The sequence below is a fragment of the Xaviernesmea rhizosphaerae genome (assembly GCF_001938945.1).
Taxonomy (GTDB): domain Bacteria; phylum Pseudomonadota; class Alphaproteobacteria; order Rhizobiales; family Rhizobiaceae; genus Xaviernesmea; species Xaviernesmea rhizosphaerae.
In genome coordinates, this window is the sequence record NZ_MKIO01000034.1 from 41,799 (window position 1) to 54,272 (window position 12,474).

Annotated in this window: 12 protein-coding genes; 10 read left to right on the top strand and 2 right to left on the bottom strand. The window is 62.7% G+C overall.

Annotation, left to right across the window (positions count from 1 at the left end):
• The first annotated feature begins 39 nt into the window (after positions 1-39).
• From BJF92_RS16360 to BJF92_RS16375, 4 genes are all read left to right on the top strand, one after another.
• Positions 40-345, top strand: a complete 306-nt coding sequence (locus BJF92_RS16360; protein ID WP_075635829.1) for a ferredoxin family protein — start codon at positions 40-42, stop codon at positions 343-345.
• Entirely contained in the window at positions 342-1,682 is a 1,341-nt protein-coding gene (locus BJF92_RS16365) for an FAD-dependent oxidoreductase (RefSeq protein ID WP_075635830.1), read from the top strand. Before BJF92_RS16360 ends, BJF92_RS16365 begins: the two co-directional genes overlap by 4 nt.
• Positions 1,676-2,692, top strand: a complete 1,017-nt coding sequence (moaA, locus tag BJF92_RS16370) for a GTP 3',8-cyclase MoaA (RefSeq protein WP_075635831.1) — start codon at positions 1,676-1,678, stop codon at positions 2,690-2,692. The genes BJF92_RS16365 and moaA overlap by 7 nt, the downstream gene beginning before the upstream one ends.
• Before the next feature lie 181 nt (positions 2,693-2,873).
• A complete protein-coding gene (locus BJF92_RS16375; protein ID WP_075635832.1) occupies positions 2,874-3,254 on the top strand; it encodes an ester cyclase in 381 nt (126 codons plus the stop codon).
• 89 nt (positions 3,255-3,343) lie between these two features.
• On the opposite strand, the gene BJF92_RS16380 is transcribed toward BJF92_RS16375, so the two are convergent.
• Both BJF92_RS16380 and BJF92_RS16385 read right to left on the bottom strand, forming a co-directional pair.
• Positions 3,344-3,772: a DUF4112 domain-containing protein gene (locus tag BJF92_RS16380; protein WP_075635833.1), complete on the bottom strand. Its 429-nt coding sequence runs from the start codon at positions 3,770-3,772 to the stop codon at positions 3,344-3,346.
• Positions 3,773-4,100: 328 nt separating this feature from the next.
• Positions 4,101-4,982, bottom strand: coding sequence for a LysR family transcriptional regulator (locus BJF92_RS16385; protein ID WP_075635834.1), 882 nt, complete (start codon positions 4,980-4,982; stop codon positions 4,101-4,103).
• 112 nt (positions 4,983-5,094) lie between these two features.
• Here BJF92_RS16385 and BJF92_RS16390 point away from each other — a divergent pair, with 112 nt between their 5' ends.
• From BJF92_RS16390 to BJF92_RS16420, 6 genes are all read left to right on the top strand, one after another.
• Positions 5,095-6,171 (top strand): hydroxyacid dehydrogenase, encoded by a 1,077-nt coding sequence (locus BJF92_RS16390; protein ID WP_245294799.1) that lies wholly within the window; start codon positions 5,095-5,097, stop codon positions 6,169-6,171.
• A gap of 34 nt (positions 6,172-6,205) precedes the next feature.
• Positions 6,206-6,889 carry an RraA family protein gene (locus BJF92_RS16395; protein WP_075635836.1) on the top strand — a complete coding sequence of 228 codons (684 nt, stop codon included), beginning with the start codon at positions 6,206-6,208 and terminating at the stop codon, positions 6,887-6,889.
• A 110-nt stretch (positions 6,890-6,999) separates the two neighbouring features.
• Positions 7,000-7,956 (top strand): tripartite tricarboxylate transporter substrate binding protein, encoded by a 957-nt coding sequence (locus BJF92_RS16400; RefSeq protein WP_075635837.1) that lies wholly within the window; start codon positions 7,000-7,002, stop codon positions 7,954-7,956.
• Entirely contained in the window at positions 7,956-8,420 is a 465-nt protein-coding gene (locus BJF92_RS16405; RefSeq protein WP_075635838.1) for a tripartite tricarboxylate transporter TctB family protein, read from the top strand. Before BJF92_RS16400 ends, BJF92_RS16405 begins: the two co-directional genes overlap by 1 nt.
• Positions 8,421-8,431: 11 nt before the next feature.
• The gene (locus BJF92_RS16410) at positions 8,432-9,940 is read left to right on the top strand and encodes a tripartite tricarboxylate transporter permease (RefSeq protein WP_075635839.1); all 1,509 of its coding nucleotides are present in this window, start codon (positions 8,432-8,434) and stop codon (positions 9,938-9,940) included.
• 800 nt (positions 9,941-10,740) lie between these two features.
• The coding region (locus tag BJF92_RS16420; protein WP_075635843.1) for a methyl-accepting chemotaxis protein at positions 10,741-12,474 on the top strand (1,734 nt) is incomplete at its 3' end.

Below are 12,474 nucleotides of genomic sequence, written 5' to 3' on the forward strand. Positions count from 1 at the left end.
TGTTCGTCAGCAAATGAATTTGTGAAAGGCGTAGAGAACGTGACCTATGTCGTGACTGACCAGTGCACGGGATGCCGTTACACCGAATGCGTGACCGTGTGTCCTGTCGAATGCTTTCATCTCGATGACGAGATGACCTATATCGATCCCGAAAATTGCATCGATTGCGGCGGCTGCGTTCCGGCCTGTCCGGTCGGCGCGATCCAGCCGGCCTATCTGCTGCCGCCGGAGCAGCAGAAGTGGATCGAGATCAATCGCCGCCGGGCGGCGGAAACGCCTGTGATCACCAGCCGCCTTGCGCCGCTTCCCGGCGCCGATCAGCGGAAGATGGCGCTCGGCCGATGACGACGTCGCCTTATCGCATCGCCATTGTCGGGGCAGGCCCGAGCGGCTTCTACGCGGCGGAGGCCTTGCTGCGCACGGGGCAGGATCTGGCCGTCGACCTGTTCGAGCGCCTGCCGGTGCCCTATGGCCTCGTGCGTTTCGGCGTTGCGCCCGATCATCCCAAGCTCAAACAGGTCACCGCCGTTTTCGACCGGATTGCGGCGATGCCAGGCTTTCGCTTCGTCGGCGGTGTCGAGGTCGGGGTGGATGTCGGCATCGAGACCCTGCGCAATGCCTATCACGCCGTCATCCTGGCCACGGGCGCATCGCTTGGCCGCAAGATCGGCTTGCCCGGCGAAGGCCTGGCGGGCATCCACCAAGCCAGCGATTTCGTCGGCTGGTACAATGGTCATCCGGATTGCCGGGATCTGACCTTCGACTTCCGCGGCGAACGCGCGGTCGTGATCGGCCATGGCAATGTCGCCCTCGACGTGGCGCGTCTCCTCGTCAAGACGCCCGACGAACTGCGCCATACGGACATTGCCCGGCATGCGCTCGAGGCGCTGGCGGAGAGCCGGATTCGCGAGGTGCATCTGGTGGGGCGCAGCGGTCCGGCCGGAACACGCTTCTCGGCTAAGGAACTGCAGGAATTCGGCACATTGGAAAACTGCGATCCGGGCGTGGAGCCGGGCGACCTCGGCCGTGACCCCTTTGACCCTCCCCACGATGCGGACCCCGAACGGCGGATGGCGATCGGCCTTCTCGAGGGGTTTTCGCACCGTATGTGGGAAAAGGGCAAACGCTGCCTTTTCCGCTTCCATCTCCATCCCGCTTCTTTCGAGGGGTACGACCATGTCGGCCGCGTCATGTTTCGCAGGATGGCGCCCGGCGAGGACATGGAACGAGAACTCGCGATCGACACGGGTCTTGTCTTCCTCAGCCTCGGCAGACGCAGCGCTCCGCTTGCCGATGTTCCCTACGATGGCGCGCGGGGCGTCCATGCCAATGTCGGCGGTCGCGTCGGCGGGGAGGAACACGGGGTGCCGGGCCTTTACGCCTGCGGCTGGAGCAAGCGCGGCCCACAGGGCACGATCGGGACGAACCGCGCCTGCGCACTCGATACGGTCGACAAGCTTCTGGCCGATCTCGGTTCGCTGCCGTCGCCGGGTGCTGACGCGGCGGACGATCTCGTTTCTGCGCTCTGGAAGCGCCAGGGCCTGCGCCTCGACTTTGACGCATGGCGCGCGATCGACGCGGCGGAGGTGACACGGGGCCGCGCGCTCGGCAAGCCGCGCGAGAAATTTGTTTCCGTCGAAGCGATGATCGACGCGGCCCGGGGGAGGGACATCGCATGTTGATGGAAACCCCTTCCGCCTGTGCGCTTGTCGACCGCTTTGGCCGCCGGGTGAGCTACCTCCGGCTGTCGGTGACCGACCGCTGCGATCTGCGCTGCGTCTATTGCATGTCGGAGCGGATGACCTTCATGCCACGGCGCGATATTCTTTCGCTCGACGAATTGTCGCGCGTCGCGCGGGCGTTCATTCGCTTCGGTGTGCGCAAGATCCGCATCACCGGCGGCGAGCCGCTCGTGCGCAAGGGCGTCATCGATCTCTTCCAGGACCTGTCGGCCTGCCTGCAGGACGGATCCTTGCAGGAATTGACCCTGACGACCAATGGAACGCGCCTTGCCCGGCATGCGCGGGATCTGGCGCTCGCGGGTGTGCGGCGGGTCAACATCTCCCTGGACACGCTCGATCCGCATCGCTTCGCCGCGCTCACGCGCGGAGGGTCTCTCGCAACGGTGCTCGAGGGGATCGATGCCGCGCAGGAGGCGGGCCTGGCGGTCAAGATCAATACGGTCGCCCTGCGTGGGAGCACGGAGGACGAGATCGACGACCTGATCTCCTTCGCCCACACCCGCGGCATGGGGCTGACGCTGATCGAGACCATGCCTCTTGGAGAAACGGGAGAGGACAGGCTCGACCAGTATCTCCCCTTGACCCTTTTGCGCCGCCAGATCGAGGCGCGCTGGTCGCTGACGGATATCGGCCTGCGCACCGGCGGCCCGGCGCGCTATGCGAGGGTCGCGGAAACCGGCGGCGTTATCGGCTTCATCACGCCGATGACGCATAATTTCTGCGAGACCTGCAATCGCGTGCGCGTGACCGCTGCAGGCGTGCTCCATACCTGCCTCGGCCAGGAGGACGCGGCGGATCTGAAAGCGGTCCTGCGTTCTTCAGACAGCAACACGCCACTCATGGAGACGATCGCCCATGCGCTGAAGCACAAACCCAAGGGGCACGACTTCGTCCTGGATCGCGCATCGGTTCCGCAGATCGTCCGCCACATGTCGGCGACGGGAGGCTGACCCTGACGCCGACGTGGCCCGGCGCTGACAGCCCTGTCAAGAGTTGCTATCGAAGGGTGATCTCAAGAATCGCAGCGGCGCATCGTTGGCCACCGGACGTCCAGACATGGCCACTCACAATCGATGACCGGCGACGATGACAGGCTGTCCCAGGCCGTATTGATAGGATGGCATCTGCAACATGACGCTGCAGGACTTTTATCTTGCCTATATAGATTGTCTCAATCGGCAGGATTGGGATGCGCTGGGGCGACATGTTGCCGAGCACGTCAAACACAATGGCCGGCCGTTTGGGCTGTCAGGCTATCGCTCGATGCTGATCCAGGATTTCGAGGACATCCCCGACCTGCGTTTCGTCGTCGATCGTCTGGTCTGCGACCAGTCGCTTATCGCGGCGCGGTTGATGTTCGATTGCGCGCCAAAAGGCCGGTTCCTTGGCCTGGAGATCAACGGCCGACGCATTTCCTTCGCGGAAAACGTGTTCTACGAGGTGAAGGGCGGCAAGATCGTTGACGTTTTCTCCGTCATCGATAAAGCCGCGATCGAACGTCAGATCGGGTAGCGATCGAGAGCAGCGGACTGGAAACCGGTTCCCGCCTTTCGGTCCGAAGCGCCAGCAGGCTCCTGAAAAAGCTCACCCCTGCGCGCCGCTCACCGCTTGCGCCGCAATTCTTCGGGCTGAACACCGAAATGATCGAGAATGATCTGGACGTTGCGGCGATGCGATTTGAAATAGACGTCGAAGAGATCGCCCAAGAGCGGCACGCTCCCGACGACCGAATCCATCGCCAGATTGCCCATCATCCGTGCGAGTTTTTCCGACGGAAGGCCGAGGCGGCGCGCCTCGTTGACAATGTAGAGGCCGACGAGGGCGCCAGCTCCGTCGCCGAGGATCGGCACAAGGCCAAGCACGGAATCGGCGCCAAACCGCACGCGCGTGCCGGGAATGCCGACCGCGGTGTCCATCAGGCGTGCGATGCTGGAGAGCCTGCGGATTTTCAAAAGACGCTGTTCCACGCCCAAGGTGTCGCTTGCAGCATTGCGATCAAACCCGCCTGCAGTCCATGTTCGTTCCGCCATATCAGCCTCCGGCACCGGAAAACCCGGTGACGAAAAAATGGGAATGCGGCGCTTGATTTCAAGTCGATGTCATGGATCCTTGAAAGAGATCCACATGTCGAGCAAGAAAATCCTCCCTCGTAACATAAGGATATCCGCTTTCGGAACGGATGTGATTGTCAGTAAAGTTATAGAGAGTGGCAAAAAAACCGCCGCAACTTTATTGCAGGCGAGACGATAGCCCGACGAGAATGACCCGACGACCGAGGAGATCACGCTTCGACGAAAGAGGCTTGAGACGCGCCGATCCTTTTCCACCAGACCACCGGCAATGATGCACGACGCTTGCTCAACGCTCTATGCCGTAAGGCGCGCTGAGCCTGCTCAAATGCTCATGTAACCGATCGATGATCGCAGCCCGCGTGCCGGCCCGCCTCTGCAGCAGACCGATCGGCCGCAAGATCTGCGGTTCGCCGAAGGGCGCGGAGACGATCGGAACGGTGATATCGCGCAAGGCGATCCAGGGAACCACCGACACGCCGAGACCGTGAACGACGCAAGAGACCACCGACGCAATCGTGTCGATCTCGGCGATCAGGTTCGGCACGACGCTGGTTTTCGCAAGCTCGGTCTCGATGATCTGGGCCAGCTTGAACCGACTGTTGAACCTGACATAAGGCATCGTCGACAGCATATCGAGGCCGGACATTTGCGGCGTGCCCCTGGGAGCGATGACCAGCAAAGGTTCGTTGATGAACGGGTGCCACCTCAAGGCTGAAGGAATGCCGGAATATTCGGCGACCATGGCGCAGTCCAGGCGGCCGGACATGACATCGCTCATCAATTCATCCGTATTGGCGACCTGAAGCTTTATTCGGAGGTCGGGATAGTCAGCCTTGAGGGCGACGATGGAGAGCGGCAGGAGCGAAAGCGCGCTCGAACGAACGGAGCCGATGGTGAACGTGCCGCTGACGGCCCTGCCGGAGATGGCGTCGATGATATCGTCCGCGCCACGGACCAGCGTGCGCGCTGCCTCGAGCATCTGCAGACCGTGGCTGTTGAGCGTGATCGGTCTGGTCGAGCGATCGAACAATTCTCCCCTGACTTCCAGCTCCAGCGCCTGAATTTGCTGGCTTACCGCCGATGGGGTCAGGCCGACGGCCTCGGCGGCCTTCGCAAATGTTCCGTGCTCGGCAATCGCGATGAAGGTTTTGAGCTGCCGCGTATCCAGATCGACCTCCCACGAATTAAGTTTCCCTGTTTATCTTCACCAGAATTATTCGCTTTTATCAAGCTGTCCTTATGTTAACGTCCAGTTAGGAGACGCCAGGAGGAACTTTGGCGTGTGGGAGGATGGTGAAGCGGCGCAGAAGCACTGCTGCGTCCTCGCACGTTTCCAGTTCGAGGGATGCATGGGAAGCCGAAACATCCTGGTCACCGGACCAGCCATCAATGAACACGCGGTGAACCTGATTGTCAGCAAGGGCTATCGCGTGTCGTACGTGCCCCCTTACACGAGCGAGGACGATCTGATCCGGATCGTCACGGATCTCGACCCGGTGGGCGTGGTCGTTCGCATGGGCCGGTTCGGCGAAGCGGCGATCGAGGCTGCGCCCTCGCTGCGCGTCCTTTCCAAGCACGGCGTCGGTGTCGACAATATCGATGTGGACGCAGCCTCCCGCCGCGACATCGCCGTGGTCGTGGCTGCCGGCGCGAATGCCCTTTCGGTCGCCGAACATGCGATGGCGCTGCTCTTTGCCGTGGTGAAGCGGATCGTTCCGCTCGACGGCAGCCTGCGCGCCGGACGGTGGGAGAAGCCGGGTTTCTCCGGCAAGGAACTCGCGGGCATGACCATCGGTCTCGTCGGTTTCGGAGCGATCGCCCGGCACATGGCAGCCTTCGCAAAGGCCTTCGCCTTGGAGGTGCGGGCCTTCGATCCCTTTGCCGACGAAGCCGCATTTGCCGCGGCAGGCGTCCAGCGCGTGACGGATCTCGACGATCTGATCGCGTCGTCGGACATTGTAAGCCTGCACTGCCCTTTGACACCCGACACGCGCGATCTCATCGATGACCGCCGTCTTGGCATGATGCGGACGGGCTCCTTCATCATCAACACCGCCAGAGGCGGCCTGATCGACGAGGACGCCCTGCTTCGTGCCGTCCAGAGCGGACAGATCGCCGGAGCCGGGCTCGACTCCTTCCAGAAGGAGCCGCCCGCGGACAATCACCCGTTCTGGCAGGACCAGCGCATCGTGGTGACGCCTCACATCGGCGGCGTGACGCAGGAAGCCAATGGCCGCGTCGGGGTGGACGCGGTGGAAGGCATCTTCGCCATTGTGGAAGGACGTCCGCTTGGTCGCGAGAGGATCGTGAACCATCGCTCGCTCGCCCACGGGTCCGCCGCGAAGACGCCGGCCTGACATTTCACCCATTTAACAGCATGAGGAGGCGACGTTGACCATAGGCTTCAGGGTTCGACGCAGAGACAGGGTCATCGATCAGCAGTGGATCGAAAAGTTCAGGGCGTTGCCGGTCGCAAACATCAGCGACAGCATGCACCGCATGTATGCCGGGGGCGCCCAGCTTCGCCCCATGCATCGCGAAGGCAAGCTCGTCGGGCGCGCGCTGACGGTGAAGGCGCCGCCTGGCGATAATCTCATGCTTCACAAGGCGATGGACATGGCGGTCGATGGCGACGTGATCGTCATGGATGCGGGCGGCGACGTCACCCACGCCCTGATGGGCGAAATGATGCTCGATTACGGGCATCGCCGTGGCATTGTCGGTTTCGTTCTGAACGGCGCGATCCGCGATGCGGATGCGTTTCTCGAAATGAACGTTCCGGCCTATGCCGTCGGCATCACCCACCGTGGACCCTTCAAGAACGGCCCGGGAGAAATCAACACGCCGGTCGCCATCGGAGGCATGGTGGTGATGCCGGGCGATCTGATCGTCGGCGACGCGGACGGCGTTGTTGTCGTGCCAATCGACGATGTCGCCGAGGTCTATGACAGAACGCTCGCCAAGTCTGCGGCCGAGCAGAAGCAGATCGAGGCCATCAAGGCCGGCACACACAAGCCGACATGGTTCAATGACGCGCTCGCCAAGGGCGGGTGCGAGCTGCCCTCTACCATTTGATCTCCATCGTCGGCTCTTCGGGAGGAGGAGCCGGCCCCGGGCAGCGAGCATACCAAGCCTGCCGTCCATCACGAACACGCAATCGATTGAGCGATCCTTGGGAGGACGAAATGAACCAGTTGATCCGCAATACCGCACTGGCGACGGTGCTTTTTCTGGGAGCCGGTGCGGCCCATGCCGAATGGCCCGCCGACCGCCCGATCGAGTTCATTGTCGCATATGCTCCCGGCGGCGGGACGGATGTGATGAATCGAACCCTTGCCCCGTACATTGAAAAAGAGCTGGGCGCGAAAATCACCATTTTGAATCGCCCGGGGGCTTCCGGTGAGATCGCTTACACAGCGATGACCCAGGCTCGCCCGGATGGCTACACCGTCTCGTCGCTGAACACGCCGGGCTACCTGACCATGCAGATGGACCGCAAGGTCCGGTTCGATCCAAAGAAGCTCTGCCTCGTCGCACGCGTGGTCGAAGACCCCGGCTCCTTCATCGTCCAGGCCAGCTCCAAGTTCAACACGCTGAAAGATCTCGTCGCCTATGCCAAGGAAAACCCTGGCGCCGTGACCGTCGGCACCACGGGCCTGGGAACCGATGAGCACCTTGCCATGCTGCAGCTGGAAAAGGCTGCAGGCATCGACCTGACCGCGGTGACGTTCAACGGGGCGAACGAGGCGCGCACCGCGCTTCTCGGCGGACATGTCGACACGATCGGCATCAATGTCGGCGAGTTCGTCGGCAACGACCACTCCGCGTTCAAGAATCTCGGCCAGTTCGCCGAAGAGCGGGCCTCCATCGCGCCCGATCTCCCGACCGCCAAGGAGCAGGGCCTGGAAGTGCTGATGAGCTCCGAGCGCGGCATCGCCATGAGCTGCGACGTGCCCGAGGAGATCCGCAACAGGTTCTCGAGCGCGGTCGAAAAGGCGCTCGAAAATCCAGAATTTCAGGCAAAGGCGAAGCAGATGTCGCTTGCGATTTCCTATCGCTCCGCCGAGGCCTGGAACAAGGAACTGCCTGTGCGCGCGGAACGCCTTGGCGCGATCTGGAAACTGGCCAAGGAACAGAAGTGATGGCGTCACCCAACAAGGCTGGAGGAACCGGTGATCGGCCGGACCTCTTCACCGCCGCGCTCTTTATCGGTTTCGGCGCGCTCGGCCTCTGGGCCGGGCGCGACCTGACCCTCGGCACGGCATCCGCCATGGGCCCGGGCTACCTTCCAAGAATCGTGTCCTGGCTCCTGATCATCATCGGCGCGGCGATCGGCGGGTTCGGCGCTGTCCGGGCCCGCGTGGACATCGCCAGGCCGAAGCTCTGGCCGCTGGCGATCATCCTGGCGGCCGTCATCGGCTTCGCCTTCATCGCGGAGTTCTTCGGTTTCGTTGCGGCCTCTGTCTGGCTGCTTCTCGTCGGCAGCCTCGCTGACCGGGATTCCCGGCTTCGCGAGGTGATCCTGCTGACCGCCGGGCTCACGACCTTTGGCGCTCTGGTCTTCATCATCGGCCTCGGGGTCCAGATGCCCATCTGGCCGTTCTGAGGAGGGAAACCATGAATTTCGTCGATCTTCTCATGCTGGGCTTCAGCGAAGCCCTGACGCCGACCAACCTCGGCTTCTGCCTGCTCGGCGCTCTCCTGGGCACGCTGATCGGGGTGCTGCCGGGGATCGGGCCCACGGCAACGATCGCCGTTCTGCTGCCGATCACCTTCTACCTTCCGCCCCTTGCCGGGTTGATCATGCTGGCCGGCATCTATTACGGCGCACAATATGGTGGATCGACAACGGCGATCCTGGTCAATCTTCCAGGGGAGGCGTCGTCGGTCGTCACCGCTGTCGATGGCTACAAGATGGCGCAGCAGGGGCGCGCCGGCTCGGCGCTGGCTGTCGCAGCGCTCGGCTCCTTCTTCGCCGGAACGGTTGCGACCTTCGGCATTGCGATCGCCGGCCCCACGCTCTCGTCCTTCGCTCTGTCTTTCGGACCGGCGGAATATGTGTCGCTGATGCTGTTCGGTCTGCTTGCCGCGACGATCCTCGCGCGCGGGCCGGTCCTGAAGGCGATCGGCATGATCCTTCTCGGCCTGCTGCTCGGCATGGTCGGGATCGATGCCAGCTCCGGCGAAGAACGCCTGACCTTCGGCGCCGTTGAACTGTTCGACGGGATCGACTTCGTCGTGATCGCGATCGGGCTGTTCGGCTTTGCGGAGATCATCGAAAATCTGGAAAATGTCGAGGCGCGCGGCATTCTGGTCAGCAAGCTCAGCCGGCTGTGGCCGACGCGGGAAGACTTCCGGCGCGCATGGCCGGCCGTGCTGCGGGGAACCGGTGTCGGCACGCTCCTTGGCGTGCTTCCGGGCGGCGGCGCGACGCTCGCCTCCTTCTGCGCCTATTCGGTTGAGAAAAAGGTATCGAAGCGTCCCCAGGAATTTGGCGACGGGGCCGTTGAAGGGGTCGCCGGACCGGAAGCGGCCAACAATGCGGGCGCGCAATCGTCGTTCATCCCGCTGCTGACGCTCGGCATTCCGTCGAACAACATGATGGCGATGATGCTGAGCGCCTTCATCATTCACGGGATCACCCCGGGGCCGACGGTTCTGGCAACCCAGCCGGAAATCTTCTGGGGTCTCGTTGCCAGCATGTGGATCGGCAACCTGATGCTCGTGGTGATCAACCTGCCGCTGATCGGGGTCTGGGTGAAACTGCTGACGGTCCCTTATCGTCTGCTGTATCCGGCGATCCTTCTGTTCTGCTGTGTCGGTGTCTACAGCATCAACAACCGCATCTTCGACGTGGCCCTGGCTGCCGGCTTCGGATTGCTCGGCTATGCCTTCCGCAAGGCGAAGTGCGAGCCCGGTCCCCTGCTTCTGGGCTTCGTCCTGGGGCCGCTGCTGGAAACCAACATCCGCCGCGCGCTGACGATCTCGCACGGGAACCCGAGCGTCTTCGTGGAACGGCCGATCAGCCTCGTGCTGCTGATCGCGACGGCGGGCGTGCTGCTCCTGATGATCCTGCCCTCCTTCCGCAAAACCCGCGAAGAAGCCTTCCAGGAAGAGGAAGCCTGAGGCCGATCAACGGTCAGCGGCCGCCTGACTGCAGTCGCTGTTTGTTCTTGAGAGCCAGCGTGCCAGTGGACCTCTGTCTGCTGGCACGTTTTGCGGATGGCCATGCTGGTCGTCTGCGTGCCGTTATCCGAGACGATCCTCCTCGGTTTTCCCCTCTTTGCGATGACGCTACCCAGTTCGCGGGAAAGCCGAGCGCGCGAAGAGGATGTGTCTGCGACCAGGCGCGCAGGCATTCGCGCCTGTTTTCTTCACGGCGAGGTGGGTAACCGGCGCAAAAGGCAGTCGAGAAGATTTGCGGATCATCACAACAGGCAAGCCCGACGCGAAATGCGCCCACGCCGTGCGATCTGTGGAATGTACAACCTTGTCAGGGGGGTCGGGACGGCTGTGTCACGCACGAGGCGTAAAACCGGCGCCTGACCGGAAGGACCAAGGGGGGCGCGCTGAGATGCCTTGCCGGAGTGCCCGACCAAGGCGGCTTGATCGTTCCGATTGCACTTTCGGAGGATTGTCTCGGATTGCGCAACCTGGACTGCTCGATCTTGAGCGATAAATCTAAACTGCGCCGCCGCCGCCGCCGCCTTAAAGTTTTCGGTATGAGGCCAGCCGTGTTGTCAAGAGGAGCCGGGTCATCAGTTCTACAAGGATGCGTAATAAATTATAAAGGGCCAAATATTATGGTCTGTCCCGGGGAAAGTTGCATGCCTTTATTACGTGCCTCAATGACTTGAGTGCTGTGACATCAAGGGCTGTTGCCGACGATCCTGTATTTTGGATTGACAGGCCGAAGGAGTCAGTCGGTGTTTGGATCATCTCAGGTCACGCGGTCGCAGCTTGCATCGATGGAGGTCATCACGGCCAATGTGATGATTGCCGACGAAAAGCTGAATATTCTCTACCTGAATGCGGCCGCCCGCGAGCTGATGAAGGAAGCGGAAGGCGAGCTGAAAAAGGAATTGCCGCGCTTCGACAGCAAGGCGCTGATCGGCGCCAACATCGATATCTTTCACAAGAACCCGTCGCACCAGCGCAATATGCTGGCGGCCCTGACGCAGCAGCACCGCACAACCATCAATGTCGGCCCGCGCGTGTTCGACCTGATCGTCACGCCGCTGCGCAAGAACGGCAAGACGACGGGCTATGTGGTCGAATGGGCCAATTCCAAGGAGCGTCTGCAGAATCTCGACTATCGCAACCAGATGGACGCGATCGGCCGCGTGCAGGCGATCATCGAATTCCTGCCGACCGGCGAGATCGTCACCGCCAACCAGAATTTCCTCGACCTGCTCGGCTATCGTCTGGACGAGATCAAGGGCCGTCCACACAGCATGCTGGTGGATCAGGTCTATGCCGGCTCTCCCGAATACCAGCAGTTCTGGTCGGCGCTGCGCGCCGGGCGCTTCCAGGCGGCGGAATTCACCCGCTTCGGCAAGGGCGGCAAGCGCGTCATCATCAATGCCTCCTACAATCCGATCCTCGACGAGAAGGGGCGCGTCGCCAAGATCGTCAAGTTCGCCACGGATGTCAGCGAGCGCGTCCATGCAGTGCAGACCATCGGCGGCGCCCTGTCGGAACTGGCCCAGGGCAATCTGACGGTCTCGCTCGACCGGCCGTTCGGCGCGGAGTTCGAGTCGCTGCGCAACAATATGAACAATGCCGTGCGCGAGCTGAGCCAGACGCTCGCCTCCGTCGCCCAGTCGACCGGCGAGATCGACACCGGCACCCGCGAAATCAGCCATGGTGCGCAGGACCTTTCCAAGCGCACCGAGCAGCAGGCCGCCGCACTCGAGGAAACCGCTGCCGCGCTGGACGAGATCACTGCCAATGTCTCCAACTCCTCCAAGCGCGCCGAGGAAGCGCGCCATGCTTCGGAGCAGGCCGACAACAGCGCCCGTCGCTCCGGCCAGATCGTCTCCGACGCGGTGAGCGCCATGGCCCGGATCGAGACCTCCTCGCAGCAGATTTCCAACATCATCGGCGTGATCGACGAGATCGCCTTCCAGACCAACCTGCTGGCGCTCAATGCCGGCGTCGAGGCCGCGCGTGCGGGTGAGGCGGGCAAGGGCTTCGCGGTCGTCGCCCAGGAAGTGCGCGAACTGGCGCAGCGCTCGGCGCAGGCCGCCAAGGAGATCAAGGAACTGATCCGCAACTCCTCGGACGAGGTGCGCAGCGGCGTCAAGCTGGTCAGCGAGACCGGCGATGCGCTGAAGCTGATCCAGGAGAACATCGTCACGGTCAACGACCATATGAACGCCATCGCCAACTCCGCGCGCGAGCAGGCGACGGGTCTGGCCGAGGTCAATTCGGCCGTCAACCAGATGGACCAGGTCACGCAGCAGAATGCGGCCATGGTCGAGGAAACCAATGCCGCCAGCGCCACGCTGGCGCAGGAAACCGAACGGCTGCGCCAGCTGATCAGCCGCTTCCAGCTCGATCAGCCCAGCACGCGGCGCAACGAGCCCGCGCGCGCCCGCCCGGTCGCCGCCGCACCCGCCCATGCGCCTGCCGCCCCTCGTGCGCCGGCCGCGCCCCGT

Coding starts and splice junctions, on each gene's coding strand:
- BJF92_RS16410 (WP_075635839.1), top strand. CDS start 8,432: ATGAATTTCGTCGATCTTCTCATGCTGGGCTTCAGCGAAGCCCTGACG.
- BJF92_RS16375 (WP_075635832.1), top strand. CDS start 2,874: ATGACGCTGCAGGACTTTTATCTTGCCTATATAGATTGTCTCAATCGG.
- BJF92_RS16365 (WP_075635830.1), top strand. CDS start 342: ATGACGACGTCGCCTTATCGCATCGCCATTGTCGGGGCAGGCCCGAGC.
- BJF92_RS16405 (WP_075635838.1), top strand. CDS start 7,956: ATGGCGTCACCCAACAAGGCTGGAGGAACCGGTGATCGGCCGGACCTC.
- moaA (WP_075635831.1), top strand. CDS start 1,676: ATGTTGATGGAAACCCCTTCCGCCTGTGCGCTTGTCGACCGCTTTGGC.
- BJF92_RS16380 (WP_075635833.1), bottom strand. CDS start 3,772: ATGGCGGAACGAACATGGACTGCAGGCGGGTTTGATCGCAATGCTGCA.
- BJF92_RS16400 (WP_075635837.1), top strand. CDS start 7,000: ATGAACCAGTTGATCCGCAATACCGCACTGGCGACGGTGCTTTTTCTG.